This is a genomic window from Ochrobactrum sp. A-1, assembly GCF_022488005.1.
GTDB lineage: Bacteria > Pseudomonadota > Alphaproteobacteria > Rhizobiales > Rhizobiaceae > Brucella.
Window position 1 is genome coordinate 584,631 of the sequence record NZ_JAKVQC010000007.1, and the last position, 20,009, is coordinate 604,639.

Sequence of the window (20,009 nt, forward strand, 5' to 3'; positions counted from 1 at the left end):
CGCCCGATGACGAGCGGGCCGATCCAGATCAGCCGGAACTAGCGACCGGACGGAACCGTGTCATCAACCCATAGCTTTTCATAGGACTGAACTGCGAGCTCTGCCGAGTTCGGCTGCAGACCATGCAACCATGGCTGATGTGCCATGACCGCCTTGTTGTAGTTGAAGAACCACACCGGCGCTTCTTCCTGCAACAGATTGTTGGCCTTCTTCAGAAGTTCGTTCTTCTCTTCTTCGGTTTTCGCCACCTTTGCCTCATCGACAATCTTGTCGAATTCCGGGTTGGAGAATTTCTGGTAGTTACACGCAGATTGTGGGGTCGTGGAATAGAAGCACTGCATGGCAGTTAGCGCATCCGGTCCGCTTTCGAGCGACCACATATAGGCCTGGAAATTACCAGCCGGAACCACATCCGCAAGTACCGACGCTTCGACTGGCTTTGCCTTCACCTTGATACCGACTTTGGCGAGCATTGGAATGATCGCCTGAACGATCGTCAGGCCCCAGCTCTCGTTCTGCGTTGCCGTCAGCTCAAACTCGAAGCCGTCAGGATACCCAGCCTCAGCAAGCAAAGCTTTTGCCTTTTCAGGATCATACGGATAAGGCTTCGCATCCTTGTCGAAGGCTGGCGATGAGTTCGGAAGCCAACCAACAGCACGATAAGCCTTATCTTTGACAAGGCGCTTGATGATGAGATCGCTATCGATGGCGTAGTTGATTGCCTGACGAACACGCTTGTCCTGGAACGGCTTGAAATCTGGATTAAAGCCGACAGCACGCGTATATACCTCAGCCACCTCGACCATATTCTTCGCCAGTTCGGGATCGGCAAGATAGGCCGTATATTGTGCGGGCCCGAGCACTGCTACGTCGATTTCCTTGTTGCGGAACGCAACGTCGCGCGCGGCCGCGTCACCCATGATCATGATGTTGATCTTGTCGGCGTAGGGCTTGCCCTTTTCGTAGTACTTATCCCACTTCTCGACTGTCAGGCGGGAGCCGGGAACATATTCCGCAAACTTATATGGCCCGAGACCGATTGGATGACGCTGGAACTCCTCGCTATCGCCCTCACCCGCCGGGTAAATGGCGGTGTTGTTGCGCATGAACTGGAAGCCCGGATCGATTGGCTGCTTCAGCGTAATTTCGAGCGTATGGTCATCAATCTTCTTCAGACCGGAAATTTCCTTGGCCTTGCCCTGCGTATATTCTTCAGCCCCTTTGATCTCAGCAATGTAACGTGCCGGTGGGAACGCCTTTTTCGGGTCCATTATCCGGGTGTAACTCCAGATGATGTCATCGGCTGTCAAAGGCTTGCCGTTGTGGAAAAATGCATCCTGACGAAGCTTGTAGGTATAGACGAGCCTGTCGTCGGACACCGTCACATCAGTTGCAAGACCGAGCACCGGCTTGTTGAGATCGGCATCCCAATCATAGAGCGTGCGGTGAATAGCCTTGGCGTAGAACTCGTCCTGCGTGGCAGGCGAAGCCTGAATGTCGAGCGTCGAGAAGCTGTCGCCGTAAGGTGCGACAAAATTGATGACTCCTCCCGAACGCGGCTCGTCCGCAGCATAAGCTGCCGTTCCGGCCAATAGAACTGCAGAAAACGCCGCCAGCAATGCAAATTTTCTCATATTGTTCCCCTTCAAGTATCATTCTTTCGATTCAGATGAACCGTTCGTTCGGGCAGTTCTGCCGAAACTTCGCTGCCCGAAATTGCCCCGAAGCGTTTAGCTTCAATTCTTTTTATCGCCCCCGGAAACCGGGAGCATGTATTTCATGACCGTTCGAATACGACCTCACCGTCACGCACGGTAAGAACACAATGCGTGTCGTTGAGAATCTCTTCCGGCTTCGCGGTGAGCATATTGCGTGAAAAGACCGCAATATCAGCAACCTGTCCAGGTACAAGCTTACCCTTCACATTCTCCAGTTTCTGAGAGAAGGCACCAAACTCCGTGTAAACCTGCAGGGCCTCTTCAATGGTCACGCATTCGCGAGCATCCATCACTGTTCCCTTGCCCGTTTCGCGCGTCAGCATCGAATAGATGTTCGGGTAGGGATTCGGATGACAAACCGGTGAATCACTGCCAGTCGCAGGCTTGAAGCCCAGATCTTTCCAGGTTTTCAGCGGGTAGCTTGAAATTGCGCGCTCTTCGCCGAGAACAGAAATGTAGGCATCACCAAAGTCGTAGATGAAGACCTGCTGTGGGCATGGATAAATGCCAGCCTTTTTCATCCGATCATGCTGTTCCGCCGTAGAGAAACCGCAATGTTCGATACGATGGCGGCGATCTGGATCGGGATAAGCAGCGAGCGCCTTTTCATACGCCGTGATCAACTGGCCGATGGCTGCGTCGCCGATAGCATGGCACGCCAGTTGATAGCCCTTTTTATGGGTATTCAGCACCAGCGCTTCCAGTTCCGCGTCCGGCAATATCTGGACACCAATATTGTTATCGTCGCCGAGATACGGCTTGCTCATCCATGCAGTTCGTCCGCCTGCAGAGCCGTCGAGGAAAATCTTGACAGCGCCGACCGTCAGCATGTCATCACCAACGCCGGACACAAAACCGGCATTATAGCATTCCTCTACGATGGAAGGCCCCGGATCGCCGAGCAGCACGAGCCAGGTGCGCACTGGCAAACGCTTATCCAGCTTGGCGAGATTATAGGCGCGGATTTCATCGAATCCTGCGACCTGACCGACAGCGGCGTCCATGACGCTGGTTATGCCATAGGAAAGAAGCAGATTTCCCGCAGCCTCAATGGCCTCGATCATCTCTTCCGTCGTTGCCTTGGGGATAGCCTTGCGGACAGCCCCTTGAGCATTCTCGGCAACCATACCAGTCAGAGTGCCATTTTTCTGCTCGATCAGCCCGCCCTCTGGCACAGGTGAACTTTCGTCAATACCTGCCAGTTCAAATGCCTTTGAATTGAAGATCGAAACATGGCCGCATGCGCGTACCACCATGACGGGATTGTTTGGAGCAACAGCATCAAGTTCCGACTTATGCGGATGGCGACCGACATCGAGCTTCGTCTGGTCATAGCCGCGCGCCCTGATCCATGCCCCCGGAGGTGCAGAAGCAGCCTGTTCGCGAATGGCATCGAGCAAACTTTGCAATGTGGGTGCCGCTTGCGGCGTCGCGTCGATCCACTTGAGTGTCAGTCCCACGGAAATGAGATGCAGGTGAGCGTCGTTCAGTCCAGGCGTCGCAAAGCGCCCTTTGAGATCGATCAAACGCGTATTGTCGCCCTTCAAAGACCAAATCTGGTCCCGTGTACCCGTTGCAAGAACCTTTCCTTGCCAGATAGCCAGGGCTTCGACCGTGCCCTCTTCATATCCACACCAGATCGTACCGTTATATACTATGGTATCGGCACACAATTCGGGCATTACAGGCATTTCAGCGATCCCCTCCCTACGTCACGCTTATATAAGGTAAGGGAGATTTCCATCGATGCTTTGACTGATCAAGCCGTGGATTTGTTAAATTTAAAGGGGATAAATTGTTCAAAATGACAACTGTACGATCAATTTGCCGAAACTTTTGCAAAGACGACGTAACGTTTTCCTGACAAATCGTCAAAAACTGACACCGAACTGCCTCCCCTCTCATCGCCGCCCTGCCAGTAATCGCAGCTTTTAAATCTCTGCAATCCGGCGAAATATAAGCGGCGTCACTCGTTAGAGTGTCGCTTGATCCACGAAAACGCGGATCAATGGCATACCCCCGGCCCGTTCCTTGGCGACTTATGCGACCAGCGCACTTTAATCGTCAAGGGATGGGTTAAACAATGCGCCACGATCACGCGATCGTGGCGCCATGAAAAGACGATCAATCTCTCAATATGCCGATCCGGTTGTGCGATCTCCCAATTGTTCAGGCGTCAGTAAATCCGCATGATGAGCGCGCGCAACATCTGGATGCGACCGGAGGCGACTTTTGAGATTATTTGCACCGACCTCCCGGAAGATTGGATTCAGCGCATCGACTGTGACGCCGCGCTCCTTGGTCTTCAACTCATCCGGCAAATCTATAACCGGAATAGTTGCATCGTATCGAGCACCCAGGAAGAAGGCGACGGAAAAGCGCTCCACGCCAGCTGGAGGTGCAACAACGCCGTGTACATCCGCCCGCACGAACCCATTGGTGGCAAGTTCAAGCAATTCTCCCGTATTGATAACAAAAGTGCCAGGAACCGGGGGCGCATCAATCCATTCTCCATCTTCCCGCTGAACACGCAGGCCGGGGACGACATCCTGCAGCAGCACGGTAACGAAACCGCCGTCCTTATGTGCCCCCACTCCTTGCTCGCTTTCCGCCACGTCGCGCCCCGGATAACGGATAATCTTCAGGAGTTGGGATGGATGCGGCTCATAAATTTGGGCGAAAAAGTCTTCCGATTGTCCCAAAGCCGCGGCAATGGCCTTCAGAATATCAATGCCAACGCGCGTGACCTCAGCCTGATAGGCAAGCAGCAAAGGCTTAAGTTCGGGCAATGCTTCCGGCCATTGGTTCGGGCCGATCAGACGCTTCCATGCCGGGCTATCGGGAACAATCTCAGCGGGCTCCGATTCCGTGTTGATATCGAGCTGCTCGCGCCAATCCTGCTGGCCACGGGTACGTTCAAAACCAGCACGATTATAACCGCGAAAATGGGATGATTTCACCATTTCGATCTTGAGTTTTTCTTCCGCAGGAAGCGCGAAAAATCTCTTTGCAGTCGCAACTACGTCTTTCACAAGTTTCGGATCGACGCCATGCCCTGTCAGGTAAAAAAAGCCATGGTCGTGAAGCGTCCGGCGAAGCTCCTCTATGAAACTGCTGCGCTCTTCCACACTTCCGTTGAAACGGGATAAATCAAGCAAGGGCAGATTGATCGGCGTGGTGTGTATAGTCATTGAAACCTCCTGAAAAACTCTCAGCGTGAGCGACGGCTGCGCGCCACGCGGTGATTGACGAAACGAGCGGCGTGGTCGCCCGTGATCTGAATGGATTGCACGATTGCAACCAGAATGATGACGACAGCGACCATAACTTCCGGCATAAAGCGCTGATATCCGAAGCGAATTCCGAGATCGCCCAAACCGCCACCGCCAACTGTTCCTGCCATCGCAGAATATCCAACGAGACTGACAAGTGTAACCGTTTGCCCTGCAATGATTCCGGGCAGCGCTTCAGGCAACAGCACCTTGAAGATGATCTGAATGGGTGTAGCGCCCATGCTTTCGGCGGCTTCAATCAGGCTTTGGTCTACTTCGCGCATCGCGGTTTCGGCGAGACGTGCATAGAGAGGGGTGATGGCCACTGTCAGCGGCACGACGGCAGCATAAGTACCAACGGTTGTTCCTACGATCAGACGCGTCAACGGAATGATAGCCACCATCAGAATGATAAACGGTGTAGATCGAACCAAATTGACGATAGTGCCTGCAACGCGATTGAAAACCGAGCGCTCAAGAAACTGCCCCGGACTGGTGACAACAAGTGCAACACCGAGCGGCAGGCCGATCAAAGTGGACAAAATGGCAGATGCGACCACCATAGTGGCCGTCTGCTTCAGCGATTCAAGCAAAAGCCCGACGAGCGCCGGTGGAAGCAGATCGGACAACATGACCGATGACCTCTCCATGAAGATTGAGTGAAGAAAGATAATGGCAGACGTCCGCGAGATCGGCCGAACCGCCCTCAGCAATGAGTGTCATGATGCCGAGAGGTTTGCCACCGATATAGTCTATGCGCCCATGCAGTATGTTCGGATTTATCCCGAAGCGTCTCACGAGCGTCGCAACGACCGGTTCATGGGCGGCTTCACCAGAAAATATGATACGCAGGGCCGGGTCTGACCCGACAGCAGGTTGTGGAAGCAACCGCTGCGATACTTCCGGCGGTAAATCGTGGGCGACGATGCTTGCCAGAAACGACCGGGCGATAGGGGATTGCGGAAAGGCGAATACGTCGAACGTTGCTCCGCTTTCAACGACTTTGCCGCCATCAAGAACCGTCACATGGTCTGCGATTTGGCGCACCACATCCATTTCATGCGTAATGAGCACAATCGTCAGTCCCAGCCGCTGATTAATATCTTTCAATAACGAAAGAATTTGTTCTGTGGTTTCGGGATCAAGCGCCGATGTCGCCTCATCGGACAGCAAAACGCTCGGTTCCAGAGCCAATGCCCGCGCGATACCCACACGCTGTTTCTGACCACCAGACAATTCCGATGGATAGGCACCGGCCTTTCCCTTTAGGCCCACCAGATCGAGCAGATCGTTCACCCGAGTTCTTATGGCGCTACGACCAATGCCTGCGAGCTCCAACGGCAGCGCTATATTTCCAAAAGCAGTTCGTGAAGACAGGAGACTAAAGTGCTGAAATACCATTGATACTTCACGACGAACTTGTCGCAATTCGTCTTGACGCAATGTTGTGATCTCACGTCCTGAAACAAAGATTTCTCCTTTGCTTGGATGCACAAGACCGTTCAGGCAGCGCACGAGCGTACTTTTTCCAGCACCAGAACGACCAATGATGCCATGGATTGTTCCCCTCGTGATTTTGAGCGAGACATCATCGATAACCGCCCCAGCCTTCTCATCATAGGTTTTTGTCAGCGAGCGTATGTCGATAATTGGCGGAACCGAACCCGTTTCGTCCGGCACCACTTTCGACACAGATTCGCTCCGCACCAGCACGTTCATCTCACCAACCCGCTATGATGTTGCCATCGAATTTCTTCTCGATGAAGGCTTTGACATCAGGAGACTTATAGGCTTCGACCAACGTCTTGACCCAGTGGGCATCCTTGTTCTTTTCTGCAACAGCGAGCAGGCAGAAATAATCGGATAGCTGGTCTTCGATCAGGATCGCATCACGGGTCGGAACCAACCCGGCACTCAGTGCAAAATGGGAAGTGATAACGGAAAAATCCACGTCTTCCAGCGAGCGCGGAAGCTGGGCTGTTTCCATCGGAATGATTTTGACCTTCTTCGGATTATCGACAATATCGAGTTCAGTTGCATTGAAAGTCACACCCGGCGTCAGCTTGATAACCCCGCCTGCTTCAAGAAGCTTCAAGGCGCGACCCGCATTGCTGGGATCGTTGGGGACAGAAATTTGCGCCCCCTCAGGCAATTCAGCAAGAGATTTGTACTTGCGCGAGTAACCAGCCATCGGCAGCAACACCGTGCGTCCACCAACGGACACAAGGTTGAGACCTCGATCCTTGTTCTGCTGATCGAAATAAGGCGTATGCTGAAAGCCATTGGCGTCGAGATCGCCGTCATTTGTTGCCGGGTCGATCAGTGCGCCGTCCGAAAACTCCACAATCTCGATATCCAGCCCCTTTGCCTTGGCAACGGGCGCGAGTGCTGCGGCGATTTCCGCATGCGGTCCCGACGTCACACCAAACCGGATTTTTTCCGCGAGCGCTGGTGAAGCGACGAGCACTGAAAAGAGTGCTGCGGTGACTGCACCACGCAAAAATGAAACTGAATGCATCTTGTTTTCCCTGTAGTGATTTCCGAACGCGCCTATGATGCGGCGCGCCAATTGTGCTTATTGGTCCAGCGAACCAACCGTGAAACGGCCTCAAGCAGCGTTTCTTCGCGCTTGGCGAAACAGAAACGGACATGGCTGCGCACATCGCGCGCACCATAAAAAGATGAGATGGGAACCGGGGTTACACCTGCTTCAAGCGTCAACCGTCGACAAAAATCGAGATCATCGCCTTCTGGATCGAGCGCCTCTATATCGGCCGCTACGAAATAGGTGGCAGGGACCGCCACGACATCAAAACCTGCAGATTTCAGTCCATCAACCAGAAGATCCCGCCGCGATGCCAGCGATGCCCTGAGCTCAATGAAGTAGCTATCAGGTAACGAAAGCCCAACGGCAATCGCCGACTGCAATGCCGGCGGCGTGGCGAAAGTGACATACTGATGGGCACGTGCAATCGGCGCTAGAAGCTTCGTGGGTGCTGTCACATAGCCGACCTTCCATCCCGTCAATGAAAAGCTCTTTCCGGCGGAGCCAATTCGCACGACACGGTCGCGGACTTTCTCGACACCGAACATAGAATAAAATGGGCGACCATCGAACACGAGATGTTCGTAGACCTCATCCGAAACAATCAAAAGGTCACGCTTGATCGCGAGCTCGGCGAGAAAATCCAGCTCATCTGGATCGAATATCTTGCCGATTGGGTTCATCGGCGTATTGACGACAATGAGTTTGGTTCGAGGAGAGATTGCTTTTACCAGTTCACCTCGCGGCAATTCCCAATGAGGTGGTCTCAATCGCACCGGCACCACTTTCCCGCCAGCACGCCGGATAAGTGTTGCATAAGCATCGTAAACCGGCTCGAACAAAATAACCTCGTCGCCAGTATCCAGATGTGCCAGAAACGTATCGGCCAGAGCTTCCGTCGCTCCGGAGGTCACCAGAACTTCCTTTTCCCAATCAACGTCGAGACCGAAAGACCGTCTAGTGTTTTCTGCGACAGCCCGACGAAGAACCGGCAGGCCCATCATGGGTGGATATTGTTGTGAGGTTTCACGAAGAGCACGAGCGGCCGCATCAAGAAGTTCGTCAGGTTCAAAGCCTTCTGGAAACCCCTGCCCCAGATTGATGGCTCCACACTCGACGGCGAGCCGTGACATAGCCTCGAAAATCGACGTTCCCGCGTTGCCGAACACTTGATTGACCATCGAAGCTCCCCTGTTGCAATCGAACTTATGGAGAGAAGATAAAGCCTATAAATTTAGTGGACAAAGCATGGACTTGCCGTCCTTGATGATCGCAGGGAAAGCTTTTTCAAATTTTTCAAACGTAAAACAGTTTTGAGTTCCTTAGTCGCAGCTACTTGCACATCATGCCACTGCTCGGTTATGGCGATTGCGCCAAAGTTCTTCAGCTCTCTCAAAGAACTGCGCGTGGCTTTCGTTTTCGGCAGAGACCGCCGTCATCATCGCCATAGCTGCCGTGGCGACGATTGTATTTTCTGCACGCTTATCCACGGCTGCACCGGACCAGACACCATACCAATATTCGAATGAACTGAAATTGGAATGCTTGTCGCTGCTCTCTCTGGAGAGCGTGGGAAGCAACATTTCCGTTTCGTGTCCCTCGAGAAGCCTGTAGATCGTATGCGTTCTGTGTGGAACCAACTCGGCAACATCACGACTGGTTGAAACAACCGAAATCGACGGCGTGCCAAGCAGCACAGCCGCATCGCGGTGCAATTCGCGATATGTAGGTTGCGTAACACCAAGAAATGATGCTTTGAGACTCATCGGATTCAGCAGATGGACAAGGCTATTCATCGATGAGCGTGACTCGAATAATGGATAAAGCGCAAACAACGCGTGAATCTGGGGCGCAAAACCAGCCATCGGCATGAAGCAGATACCGTGTGCTCTCAAAGCACTCTCCGCCAGCGAATGCGATGTTGCAATCGGTAGGTTGATGGCTTCAGCCGCCATCTCAAGCTTGCCCGAGACTTCGCCTGTGCCGCAGTTGCCATGCAGAACAACGGGATAACCGGCTCTTGCTACAAGCAAGGCCGAAAGCATGAACCAGGGCGACTGCATGGAGTTCGGTGACAGATAGGCTGGCCAATCCAGTGCCGGTATGTTCAATCCCGGATCCACCGAATAAATTCGTCTCGCCGCACGCGCCATGCCTGCAAGTTCCGGAGCAGTTTCTCCGCGATAATGAATGAGCCGAAGCAATGCGCTGATCTGCATCGGATCGGCGTTACCCGTAAAGATTGTCGTGAATGCATCCTCGGCTTCCGACATTTCGAGAGGACGGGTATGCCCGACCTTCCGCCCGACAACAGCGATGTATTTTGCAAGCCTTCTGACCGGATCGTTCTCACCCTGAATGTTCGCGAATTGTGCGGCGAGCTGTTCTGGTGTTGGATGGTTTTCGAGCTCTACGATCTTACGAATGCCTAGCGGAGGCGGCGCCGTAATGGCGCTTCGCTTCCACCCATGGTGTCCGGTACAAGTCGATTTCGGCAATTCGGTCAGGTCTAGGTTCAACAGCGTTTCGGCTTCATTCGCTAGCCGCCGCAGACGTCCACGCAAGGCTTCGGCTTTCGGCGTCGCTATCATGCTTCGACCGGAACGAACCAGAATGGGATCATTGAACTTTTCGCGAATCTGGCCAAGCAGTCGGCTCATAGCAGCAATGCTTAGACCCATCTGCTTGGCAGCACCGCCAACACTGCCTTCCACAAGAAGTGCATCAAGCGCGATCAGCAGGCGCAATTGCCCCAAACGAAGGCTTTCATTCTCGCTCTTCCCCGTTTGTTGCTGCGTTTTCACTTGCTTGCCTGACATCGCTTTCTTGCTCGCTCATTTGCGATTTTTGAAACTTAGAACGCTTATAAAACATGACGATTGACGTCACCTTACTGGCATACATAAGGAGAGTTGAAAACTCAACTTTAAACGGTGACGAAAATGACCAGCTTGTTTCGGGGATTGTGGGCCGACGGTACACAAAACAGGCGTTTGGCCAGCAAACCGCTCATTTATAGAGCGTTTCTTGCCGGGACCTGTCTTTCCACAGCACTACTCCTGGGCGAAACGATTGCGATCGCGCAAACGGCAACCAACGCCGCAGAAGAGGCAACTTCAGACGAAGCCAGCGCTAAGAAGAAAAAGTCATCGGCAACAGAAGCGGGCATCGAAACAACCGCCGATGGTGCCGTCAAGCTCAACCAGATCGTCGTCACTGCAACCGGGTTCGAGCAGAATATCACTGACGCTCCGGCGAGTATCACGGTGGTTCCTGGTGAAGAGTTGGAAAAAGGCGCCTATCGCGATCTGACCGACGCTTTGAAAGATGTTCAGGGCGTAGCTGTTACCGGCCCTGCTGCCGAACGCGACATCTATATTCGCGGTCTCCCCGGCTCTTATACTCTACTGCTCGTTGACGGGAAGCGCCAAAGCACGCGTGATGCACGTACCAATGGAAACTCGGGCTTTGAACAGAGCTTCTTGCCGCCTGCTAATGCCATAGAACGGATCGAAGTCATTCGCGGCCCTATGTCTTCGCTCTACGGATCGGACGCTATGGGCGGTGTCATCAACGTGATCACCAAAAAAGTATCCGATACGTGGAGCGGTTCGTTCTCTGTCGATGGCACGGTTCAGCAGCATTCCAAATTCGGGAATTCGTTGCAGGGGTCCTATTACATGACCGGGCCGTTGGTCCCGAACCTTGTCGGTGTTCAGGTCTGGGGACGCGGTCTCAAGCGCCAGGAAGATAATATCGTCAGTGGTACGCCTGAACAGAAAGACATCGATATTACCGGGCGCATCACCCTTACGCCTAATGAAGATCATGATATCATGCTCGAATTGGGCAAGACTCGCCTCCGCCGCGACGCGACTGTTGGCAACACGGCGGCATCAGGCTCGGACTCCTACAATTATAATGACCGCGATCATTGGTCGATCAGCCATACTGGCCGCTGGGGACCGACCACATCGGAATTCTCATTCCAGCAGGAGTGGGCCGAACGCACCAATTTCAACTGGGATAACAAGACTAAGAGCTACGTCGAGAATCTGCGTTCGCCGCATATCCGCAATTCAGTGCTCGATGGCAAGTTCACAACACCGTTCGAATTCTACGGCAATCACACACTCGTAACCGGTGGGCAGTTCACACAATCGGTGCTAACCGACCAGAATCCAGGACGCCGTACCGGCTTGGACGAGGAGTTCAGTGTTCGCCAGTGGGCCCTCTTTGCTGAAGACGAATGGTGGATCACACCGGATTTCGCCCTGACGGGCGGACTGCGTATGGATGACCATCAAATTTACGGCTCACATTTCAGCCCCCGCGGCTATGCCGTCTGGCACGCGACTGAACAACTAACGTTTAAAGGCGGTATTTCCACCGGCTTCCGTGCACCGGAACTGCGCACAATCGCTCCGGGCTATGCTTATACAACGGGCGGCGCAGGTTGCTCCTACGGACCGGACGGCACCTGCGGTGTGATCATCGGTGATCCGGACCTGCAGCCCGAAAAAAGCACAAGCTATGAAGCCAGTGTCCTCTGGGACAACCAGTCCGGGCTTCGTCTTGGCGCAACTTATTTCTACACAGATTTCAAGGACAAGATCAGCAACGCATTAGTGACGGACGCCAACGGCAATCCGGTTCGCTGGAGCGAAGATCCGAACTATCGTCTCTGGTACAGTTTCAACATCGATGAAGCCGTCATGCAAGGTGTGGAGTTGACCCTCAACTGGGAAGCAACTGACACAATTACCGTACGCGGCAATTATACCTATACGGACTCGGAACAGCAGACAGGTGATTATAAAGGATTGCCGCTAACGCGTACGCCCAAGCACATGGCCAGCTTGCGCGCAGATTGGATAACGCCGGTTGAAGGCTTGAGTGCATGGGCTGCCGGTAATTACCACGGCGAAGAAACCAATGCCGGCGCACGTATCGGAACAGCCGGTGAGCCAGTCTACAGAAACGGCAAGGTGATCGCTCGCAAATACAAGCCCTATGCGACCTTCGATATCGGCGGTTCATACGATTTCAGCGAGAATGTCACCCTGAACGCTGCCGTTTACAACATCTTCGACAAGAAGATCGATGTAGACGACTTCAATACAGTCGTCGACGGTCGCCGCCTCTGGGTCGGTATGACCTCCCGCTTCTAGGATCGCAACAACAAGACGCCTGCCAGCGATGCCGGGCGCCTTTTCCCTGAATGGATGCTCATATGGGCGTACTGACGAATATCGTAAAAAAGGTGTGCCTGATAATGGCAGGGATACTTACAACTTCCAGCGTGCAGGCTGCCGGGCCTGTCACTTCGTCCTTTGATCTGGAAGCTAACGGCATCGCCTATCGTATATTCACCGCTGCGCCGAAAGAGACTGCGCCCGAAGGCGGTTATCCTGTCGTATACATGGTCGACGGCAATCGCATGTTGCCGATCGCGGCAAAACTCATGGCAGAAAACCCCGCCCTAAAGGCTGTATTTGTCGGTATCGGCTACCCGACGGACGATCAGGAGGAAATTGTTCGCCTGAGATATTTTGACCTTACACCTTCGACGCCTGCCGACTTGATCCCGGTTCACTTCAATGTGCCGAATACTGGAGGACGGGATGCCTTCTTCGATTTCATAAACAATCAGGTGAAGCCCAAAATCGAAAAGCGTTTCAACGTCGACAAAGACCGACAGGCTCTGTTCGGCCACTCTCTGGGCGGATTGTTCACCCTTTATGCTCTGTTCAGCCACACGGATTCCTTCCAGAGCTATAGTGCGGCAGACCCGTCAATCTGGTGGAATGACCGCTCAATTTTAAACGATAAAGATCAGTTCATCACGCGTTTCAAGGATGCCCCTCGTCCGATCCGTTTGCTCATAGAAACTTCCGGCAAGCGTGGGAGTCGCCCCGGTCAGACGAAGCAGGACAATGAACGGCTTAAAAAACTCCGTGGCGGACCTTCCGGTTCAGATGTCTTCAAAGAGCTTTCAGAATTACCGCGGATGGATGCTGCCTTTCATCGTTTCGAGGATGAAAGCCACGGCTCGATGATCCCGCTCACCGTTGGAGACAGCCTCAATTTCATTCTGCTCGGACAAAACCCCGAGGCAAAAAACAACTGAATTTTGTCTCTCTGTCTTTGACGGAGAAGATACTTGACTGTAAAGCACAGGATTGATGAAAGGATCGAAAACCATGCTGAATATCGCTCAACAGGTTACACGCTTGTGTGGTGCCGCCATCATGGCGATGGGCATTGCTGCAACTGCAAATGCTGCGGATCTAACCATCAAGCATGCTCAGGGTGAGACAGTGGTGCCAGCCTCACCGGCAAAGGTATTGGTTTTCGATCTCGGCACTCTCGATAATTTGGACCGTCTTGGTGTCAAGGTAACGGGTGTTCCAAGCGGCATATCCTTCCCCGAATATCTGAAGAAATATCAGAGCGACGATTATGCTAAAATCGGCACATTGTTCGAACCGGACTATGAAGCCGTCAATGCAGCAGAACCGGACCTGATCATCGTAGCGGGTCGTTCGGCCGCAAAATATGGTGAGCTTTCAAAAATTGCTCCCACCATCGATCTGACGACCAACGCGAAGAATTTCATCGCCGATACGGAAGCCAACGTCGAGAAACTTGGCCAGATTTTCGGGAAGGAAGCAGAAGCGAAGGCAGAAGCCGAGAAGCTTGATGCCGCACTTGCTGCGTTGAAAGAAAAGGCCGCCAACAAGGGCGCCGGCCTCCTGATCCTCACGTCCGGCGGCAAGATCAGCGCTTATGGCCCAGGTTCGCGCTTCGGCGTCCTGCATGACAGCTTTGGGGTCAAGCCTGCAGCACCCGATCTTTCAATCGGCAATCATGGCCAGCCCATCAGTTCGGAATTCATCCTCGAAACCAATCCCGACTGGCTGTTTGTCATTGACCGCGATGCCGCCATTGGTCGTGAAGGCAATTCAGCCAAGCAGGTTCTCGATAACGAACTCGTGCACCAGACCAATGCCTGGAAAAAAGATCAGCTCGTCTATCTGAACGCTCAGAACTGGTATCTGATCGGCGGTGGCCTCGGCGCGCTTCACGGCACGATCGATCAGCTTTCACAGGCTTTCGACAAAGCGAAGTAACAGCTTTCCAAACCCAATCCGGTCGGGCCATCCACAGATGGCCCGAATTCGCGATCAGGCAATAGAACAGGAAATGGGCGTGAAGGGACTTGCAGCAGCCATAGCCGTTGTTGCCGTACTGGCTGTCATCAGCCTGTTTATCGGTGTCAGCGATGTGTCTCTGGGCACACTTTTCGGAACCGGAAGTACCGACCGCGCAACCGAAATTCTGCTCATCAGCCGTATTCCACGCACCCTTGCAATCATCTTGGCGGGCATGTCCATGGCTGTTTCGGGCATGATCATGCAAATGCTGACACGCAACCGTTTCGTTGAACCATCAACGGCCGGTACAGTGGAATCTGCCAGTCTTGGCATTCTTCTGGTCATATTGTTTGCGCCGGAAACGCCTGTAATCGGAAAAATGCTGGTTGCTTCTTTGACAGCGCTTGCCGGAACCGCCCTCTTCCTTCGCATTCTCCGGGCAATTCCGTTGCGGTCCGTACTTGTGGTGCCATTGGTCGGCATTATGCTCGGCGGCGTCGTCAGTGCGATAACTACTTTCATCGCTTACCGCTTCGATCTCCTACAATCGCTCAATTCCTGGACGACCGGAGATTTTTCCGGTGTTCTCCGTGGACGCTACGAACTCTTGTGGCTTGCATTCTTCCTGACCGTTGTTGCCTATATCGCCGCCGACCGCTTCACTGTTGCGGGACTGGGTGAGGATTTCACTACCAATCTTGGCCTAAATTACCGGCGCGTGGTTACGCTTGGCCTCGTTATTGTTTCGATGGTTAGCGCATCAGTCGTTGTGACAGTCGGAATGATACCGTTTCTCGGTCTTATCGTCCCGAATGTTGTCAGCATGTTCATAGGTGATAATATGCGGCGCGCGGTGCCATGGGTGGCAGTTCTCGGCGCGGGACTTGTTCTTGCATGTGACATCGTCGGGCGGTTGGTTCGTTTCCCGTACGAAATTCCTATTGGCACCATGATGGGGGTCGTAGGAAGTGCAATCTTCCTCTACCTGTTGTTGCGGCGAGGTTCACGCCTTGCTTAAACGTCCTACCCTGATCCTTCCGCTGCTGTGCGTACTCACTTTGCTTGCAGTGACGGCATTCATGACAATCGGCGCAAAGGGAAGCTGGTCGTTTATCCTGTCCTTCCGCGGCACCAAGCTTGCAGCCATGATATTGGTTGCATATTCGGTTGCTGTTTCAACAGTATTGTTCCAGACCGTCACAAACAACCGTATCCTGACCCCATCAATCATGGGGTTCGATGCACTCTATATTCTGATCCAGACGTTGGTGGTCTTCTTCTTCGGTGCCGTTCAGATCGACTGGCTGGGGCCAAATGTTCGGTTTCTAGCTGAAACCGCCATCATGGCGGTTTTTGCCGGTACGCTCTATTACTGGCTCTTCTCGGGAGCGGCGCGTAGCCTGCATCTCGTGATGCTCGTCGGTATTGTCTGCGGAGTCTTTTTCCGCAGCATTTCCAACTTGATGCAGCGGATGCTTGATCCAAATCTTTTCGCTGTCCTTCAAGACCGCTTCTTCGCCAGTTTCAACACCATCAATAGCGACATCCTGATCATATCGGTGGTCATTGTCGCTGCGATTTCGCTGTACGGTCTGCGCTTCATATACGTTTTTGATGTCCTGTCTCTCGGGCGAGATCCGGCAATCAATCTGGGTGTCGATCATCAGCCCATCGTGCGCAAGATCCTGTTCGTGGTCACCGTGCTGGTTTCCGTGTCTACCGCATTGGTCGGCCCTATTACCTTTTTTGGTCTTCTCGTCGCTAATCTGGCTTACATGCTTGCCGGTTCGGCAAAACACCGGTTTATCTTGCCTATAGCCATCTTGCTTGCAATCCTCTGCATAGTCGGCGGACAGACCATTCTTGAACGTGTTTTCTCGTTCAACACCGCACTAAGCGTCATTATCGAGTTTCTGGGCGGCCTTGTCTTCATCATCCTTCTCGTCAGGGGGCACGCGCGTTGATAGAAATCAGCCAGGTAAGCAAATCCTACAACGGCACACTTGTCGTCGATGATGTAACCCTGAAACTGCCAGCTTGCGGCATAACCTCTATCATAGGACCGAACGGAGCGGGGAAATCAACACTACTCTCGATGATGAGCCGTCTCCTGCCAATGGACACGGGCCGCGTGACCGTGGACGGGCTCGACGTTTCAATGACATCCGGTGATGTGTTAGCAAAGCGGCTCTCGATACTGCGGCAGGAAAACGCGATTAGCTCCCGCTTGACCGTGTATGATCTCGTAACCTTCGGTCGTTATCCCTATTCCAAAGGCCGACCGAACAACGATGATCGAAAACATGTCGAAGAGGCCATCAGCTATCTTGGCCTTGGCGATCTGAGTGGACGTTTTCTGGATGAGCTCTCCGGCGGACAGCGCCAGCGTACCTTCGTGGCAATGGTGCTCTGCCAGGACACGGATTATGTACTGCTGGACGAACCGCTTAACAATCTTGATATGAAGCATTCCGCTTCAATGATGAAGCTGTTGCGACGCGCTGCAGACGAACTTGGCAAGACTGTCGTTCTGGTTCTGCACGATATCAATTTCGCATCATGCTATTCCGACCATATAGTCGCCATGCGCCACGGCAAGGTGGTACATCAGGGAAGTCCGGATGAACTCATTCATTCGGAAATCCTTACAGACATTTATGAGATGGAGATTGCCGTCGAAATCATCAGTGGCAAACGTATTGGCGTCTATTATCTTTAAGCAACTGCATCCGAAGGAAACAGTGCTTGCAAAGCATCATATGATGCCAGCACGGTTTCCATTTGCGCCGTATGCCCTTTGACGAACGCATCGCCATAAACCGTCTCGTCCGGATATTCGGTGATCAGCGTCAGCGGTACGGTGTGCCGGTCATCAACCCCGACGAGGCACGGGAAACCGTTGATGATGCGGAAACCGGTTTCGCCTGCATGTTGCTCGAAAAGCCTGATCTGAGCGTTGTTATAAGCGACCAATCCATCAATCGCAGCCAGGTGTTTCGTCACACGGTCAATCAGTTCTTCCGCTTGGCTTTCCCAGGAAGCATGATGGCGAATGATCAGGAAAAAGCCCTTCGGCAGGGTCCACATGGCAAAGGAACGGGGGACATAGCCGGATAGCGGGCGCGTCCATTCATGCGACGGATAACCGTGCAGGTTGACGTGCAGTTTTGCGTCCGTCCGCTTTTCCGCCTCAACGCGAATGGCCTTTTCATAAAGTCCCTCGCCATTGCGATATTCCAAATCGTCGCCCAACGCCGTATAGCGCGCCGCGTGATGCATGTGATGCGGCTGAAGTGCGCAAAGCCGTTTGTGTATCTCGTATCCGTCCGGGTTTTCCTGCGGGGAAATCGTGAAATGCGCGCCTTCGCGCGCAGCAAGCCTGTTGGCCGCGCGCAACGCCCCGACAACGCCCGTCGTTTCATTGGCGTGCTGCCCGGCGCTGATCATCATCGCGGCATCGCTGCCCTTGCGATACGTCGCGCGCACCGTTCTGCCAGAGCGGGTCTTGGCGTCGAATGGCTCACCGCCCAATCTGGCGATTTCACGGCGTATCTGATCGGCGGAAAGCGGCGCTTGCGCCGTCTCCAAGACCTGTTCTGCCGTCAGCGCATCATCGGTGAAAAGCGGCCGCGTTTCCACTTTGACTGACGGTTCGGCATCGCGAAAACGGACTTCCGGTACAATCTGGCCCGGTTGCAAGCCACGGTCGCCAACCGGCCGACCGGACTTTTTCTGAAAAACCTCGAGCAACGAGAAATATATATCCTCGTGTATGGCTTCGGTGAGGCTCAGCGTTTCTTCATCGTAAGGCAGGCGGCGGTCGGTGATCGGCAGACTAACAGCGATGTTCAGCTCATCGAAATAGGGTTCGCCGCGCTTCCAGTCATGGGCCGCGATGGTCGAGACCGTGTCATGAAACAGCTTCTCATAGGATGTCTCATAGCGCGCGCTTTCGGTCTTGCCATTTTGCGTGACGGTTAGCCAGCCGGTTGGCGACACCAGCGTTTCGCCGATGAAATCCACATGCACGCGGTTCGGCGCGAAAACCCGATGACCCTCGCTATGGCCATCCACAAAGACCAGATCGACGTCATAATGAAAATCGTCTTTGCCCGAAGCCGCGAAAGTCACTTCCGCCTCCGGCAGCAACGCCGACAAGGGATAGGTTTCGAGCAGGAAACGGTTCTGCACACAGGCATCATGACGAGGATATCGGATCGCAGCCGACTTCACCGCCGAGCCGTCAACTTCTTCCAGAAAGAAATGCAGGAGCGGTTTGTAAGCCGAACGCAGCCGTGCCTCGACACCTGCCTCGCGCAGCTTCGCTTCTGCAGCAAAGCGGCTCGGCTGGTCGTCGAACAGCCAGGCTTCTACCTGCGCGCCGCGCATTTCCGGTTTCAGAAAGTGCTCTACGAGCGCATGAACGGTGCGGGGATAGGTTTTCTCAAAAAGCACGCTCATCGGGAAGTCCTGCCGGTTGGGTCGAGGCTGTCACGCAGCCAGTCGCCAAGGAGATTGAGGCCAAGCACGGTGAAGAGAATGGCGAGGCCCGGGAATATGCTCACCCACCATGCGGTCTGGAGATAGGTGCGGCCATCAGCCAGCATGCCGCCCCAGCTTGGAATGGTCGGATCAACACCAAGGCCGAGGAAGGTCAGGCTCGATTCCAGCAAAATATTGTTGGCCACATTGAGCGTCATCAGCACGATGACCGGACCAAGCAGGTTTGGCAGCAGGTGCTGGAAGATGATGCGCCAGTCTTTCACGCCAATAGCACGGGCCGACAGGATGAACTCGCGCTCGCGCAACGATAGCACCGAGCCGCGCACCAGTCGCGCATATTGCACACATTGCGAGACGATCAGCAAAATGATGGTGTTGAACAAACCGCCGCCCAGAATGGCCATGACGGTGATGGCGAGCAGGATAAACGGCATGGCAAGCTGTACATCGACAAAGCGCATCAGCGCCATATCCCAGAAGCCGCGATAATAGCCGGCGACGAGACCCATGATCGTGCCGATGACCACGGAGCCGATCACCGAAACGAAACCGACAAACAGCGAAATCTTGCCGCCGGTGACGACACGCGCCAGCACGTCACGGCCCAGTGGATCGGTGCCGAAAATATGTGCCGGATTGACGAAAGGCGGCGTCAGGCGCGCCAGAAGATCAATCTTGTTGGCTCCGCCCGGAAACAGATAGCCGGAGAAAATCACGGCCAGACATATGCAGCCAGTCAGCACAACGCCGGCGACGAATTCAAGGCTCGCAAAGCGCGAAAACAGAACGGATGAGGTCTTGGTTGCCATGGGGT

Annotated in this window: 16 protein-coding genes; 6 read left to right on the top strand and 10 right to left on the bottom strand. The window is 53.8% G+C overall.

The window, feature by feature from the left end:
- Positions 1-38: 38 nt before the first annotated feature.
- From MKS82_RS20700 to MKS82_RS20735, 8 genes are all read right to left on the bottom strand, one after another.
- Positions 39-1,634, bottom strand: a complete 1,596-nt coding sequence (locus MKS82_RS20700) for an ABC transporter substrate-binding protein (protein ID WP_109986483.1) — start codon at positions 1,632-1,634, stop codon at positions 39-41.
- A gap of 143 nt (positions 1,635-1,777) precedes the next feature.
- Positions 1,778-3,400 (bottom strand): amidohydrolase, encoded by a 1,623-nt coding sequence (locus tag MKS82_RS20705; RefSeq protein ID WP_445558100.1) that lies wholly within the window; start codon positions 3,398-3,400, stop codon positions 1,778-1,780.
- A gap of 450 nt (positions 3,401-3,850) precedes the next feature.
- Positions 3,851-4,909 (bottom strand): isopenicillin N synthase family dioxygenase, encoded by a 1,059-nt coding sequence (locus tag MKS82_RS20710; protein ID WP_109986481.1) that lies wholly within the window; start codon positions 4,907-4,909, stop codon positions 3,851-3,853.
- A 20-nt stretch (positions 4,910-4,929) separates the two neighbouring features.
- On the bottom strand, positions 4,930-5,622 hold the full coding sequence (locus tag MKS82_RS20715) for a methionine ABC transporter permease (protein WP_109986480.1): 693 nt from the start codon (positions 5,620-5,622) through the stop codon (positions 4,930-4,932).
- Positions 5,576-6,709 carry a methionine ABC transporter ATP-binding protein gene (locus MKS82_RS20720; RefSeq protein ID WP_109986479.1) on the bottom strand — a complete coding sequence of 378 codons (1,134 nt, stop codon included), beginning with the start codon at positions 6,707-6,709 and terminating at the stop codon, positions 5,576-5,578. The genes MKS82_RS20715 and MKS82_RS20720 overlap by 47 nt, the downstream gene beginning before the upstream one ends.
- Before the next feature lies 1 nt (position 6,710).
- Positions 6,711-7,508, bottom strand: coding sequence for a MetQ/NlpA family ABC transporter substrate-binding protein (locus MKS82_RS20725; RefSeq protein ID WP_109986478.1), 798 nt, complete (start codon positions 7,506-7,508; stop codon positions 6,711-6,713).
- Between the two features lie 32 nt (positions 7,509-7,540).
- Entirely contained in the window at positions 7,541-8,716 is a 1,176-nt protein-coding gene (locus tag MKS82_RS20730) for an aminotransferase (RefSeq protein WP_109986477.1), read from the bottom strand.
- A gap of 162 nt (positions 8,717-8,878) precedes the next feature.
- The gene (locus MKS82_RS20735; protein ID WP_109986476.1) at positions 8,879-10,354 is read right to left on the bottom strand and encodes a glycosyl transferase family protein; all 1,476 of its coding nucleotides are present in this window, start codon (positions 10,352-10,354) and stop codon (positions 8,879-8,881) included.
- Positions 10,355-10,477: 123 nt separating this feature from the next.
- Here MKS82_RS20735 and MKS82_RS20740 point away from each other — a divergent pair, with 123 nt between their 5' ends.
- The 6 genes from MKS82_RS20740 to MKS82_RS20765 all read left to right on the top strand — a co-directional run bounded on the left by MKS82_RS20740 (position 10,478) and on the right by MKS82_RS20765 (position 17,411).
- The gene (locus tag MKS82_RS20740) at positions 10,478-12,706 is read left to right on the top strand and encodes a TonB-dependent receptor domain-containing protein (RefSeq protein WP_109986475.1); all 2,229 of its coding nucleotides are present in this window, start codon (positions 10,478-10,480) and stop codon (positions 12,704-12,706) included.
- A gap of 62 nt (positions 12,707-12,768) precedes the next feature.
- The gene (locus MKS82_RS20745) at positions 12,769-13,665 is read left to right on the top strand and encodes an alpha/beta hydrolase (RefSeq protein ID WP_109986474.1); all 897 of its coding nucleotides are present in this window, start codon (positions 12,769-12,771) and stop codon (positions 13,663-13,665) included.
- A gap of 55 nt (positions 13,666-13,720) precedes the next feature.
- Positions 13,721-14,668, top strand: a complete 948-nt coding sequence (locus MKS82_RS20750; protein WP_419190967.1) for a siderophore ABC transporter substrate-binding protein — start codon at positions 13,721-13,723, stop codon at positions 14,666-14,668.
- A gap of 79 nt (positions 14,669-14,747) precedes the next feature.
- Positions 14,748-15,710, top strand: a complete 963-nt coding sequence (locus MKS82_RS20755) for an ABC transporter permease (protein ID WP_109986642.1) — start codon at positions 14,748-14,750, stop codon at positions 15,708-15,710.
- A complete protein-coding gene (locus MKS82_RS20760; protein WP_109986472.1) occupies positions 15,703-16,656 on the top strand; it encodes an iron chelate uptake ABC transporter family permease subunit in 954 nt (317 codons plus the stop codon). The genes MKS82_RS20755 and MKS82_RS20760 overlap by 8 nt, the downstream gene beginning before the upstream one ends.
- Positions 16,653-17,411 (top strand): iron ABC transporter ATP-binding protein, encoded by a 759-nt coding sequence (locus MKS82_RS20765; RefSeq protein ID WP_109986471.1) that lies wholly within the window; start codon positions 16,653-16,655, stop codon positions 17,409-17,411. Before MKS82_RS20760 ends, MKS82_RS20765 begins: the two co-directional genes overlap by 4 nt.
- Here MKS82_RS20765 and MKS82_RS20770 read toward each other — a convergent pair.
- Both MKS82_RS20770 and MKS82_RS20775 read right to left on the bottom strand, forming a co-directional pair.
- Positions 17,408-19,153 carry a peptidase M14 gene (locus tag MKS82_RS20770; protein ID WP_109986470.1) on the bottom strand — a complete coding sequence of 582 codons (1,746 nt, stop codon included), beginning with the start codon at positions 19,151-19,153 and terminating at the stop codon, positions 17,408-17,410. The two genes, MKS82_RS20765 and MKS82_RS20770, sit on opposite strands and share 4 nt — an antisense overlap.
- Positions 19,150-20,004, bottom strand: coding sequence for an ABC transporter permease (locus MKS82_RS20775; protein ID WP_109986469.1), 855 nt, complete (start codon positions 20,002-20,004; stop codon positions 19,150-19,152). The genes MKS82_RS20770 and MKS82_RS20775 overlap by 4 nt, the downstream gene beginning before the upstream one ends.
- Positions 20,005-20,009 lie beyond the last annotated feature (5 nt).

Excerpts from the sequence above, each read along its gene's own strand:
- MKS82_RS20720 (WP_109986479.1), bottom strand. The coding sequence starts at position 6,709 with ATGAACGTGCTGGTGCGGAGCGAATCTGTGTCGAAAGTGGTGCCGGAC.
- MKS82_RS20740 (WP_109986475.1), top strand. The coding sequence starts at position 10,478 with ATGACCAGCTTGTTTCGGGGATTGTGGGCCGACGGTACACAAAACAGG.
- MKS82_RS20735 (WP_109986476.1), bottom strand. The coding sequence starts at position 10,354 with ATGTCAGGCAAGCAAGTGAAAACGCAGCAACAAACGGGGAAGAGCGAG.
- MKS82_RS20700 (WP_109986483.1), bottom strand. The coding sequence starts at position 1,634 with ATGAGAAAATTTGCATTGCTGGCGGCGTTTTCTGCAGTTCTATTGGCC.
- MKS82_RS20775 (WP_109986469.1), bottom strand. The coding sequence starts at position 20,004 with ATGGCAACCAAGACCTCATCCGTTCTGTTTTCGCGCTTTGCGAGCCTT.
- MKS82_RS20770 (WP_109986470.1), bottom strand. The coding sequence starts at position 19,153 with ATGAGCGTGCTTTTTGAGAAAACCTATCCCCGCACCGTTCATGCGCTC.
- MKS82_RS20715 (WP_109986480.1), bottom strand. The coding sequence starts at position 5,622 with ATGTTGTCCGATCTGCTTCCACCGGCGCTCGTCGGGCTTTTGCTTGAA.
- MKS82_RS20710 (WP_109986481.1), bottom strand. The coding sequence starts at position 4,909 with ATGACTATACACACCACGCCGATCAATCTGCCCTTGCTTGATTTATCC.
- MKS82_RS20750 (WP_419190967.1), top strand. The coding sequence starts at position 13,721 with ATGAAAGGATCGAAAACCATGCTGAATATCGCTCAACAGGTTACACGC.
- MKS82_RS20745 (WP_109986474.1), top strand. The coding sequence starts at position 12,769 with ATGGGCGTACTGACGAATATCGTAAAAAAGGTGTGCCTGATAATGGCA.
- MKS82_RS20730 (WP_109986477.1), bottom strand. The coding sequence starts at position 8,716 with ATGGTCAATCAAGTGTTCGGCAACGCGGGAACGTCGATTTTCGAGGCT.
- MKS82_RS20705 (WP_445558100.1), bottom strand. The coding sequence starts at position 3,400 with ATGCCCGAATTGTGTGCCGATACCATAGTATATAACGGTACGATCTGG.
- MKS82_RS20725 (WP_109986478.1), bottom strand. The coding sequence starts at position 7,508 with ATGCATTCAGTTTCATTTTTGCGTGGTGCAGTCACCGCAGCACTCTTT.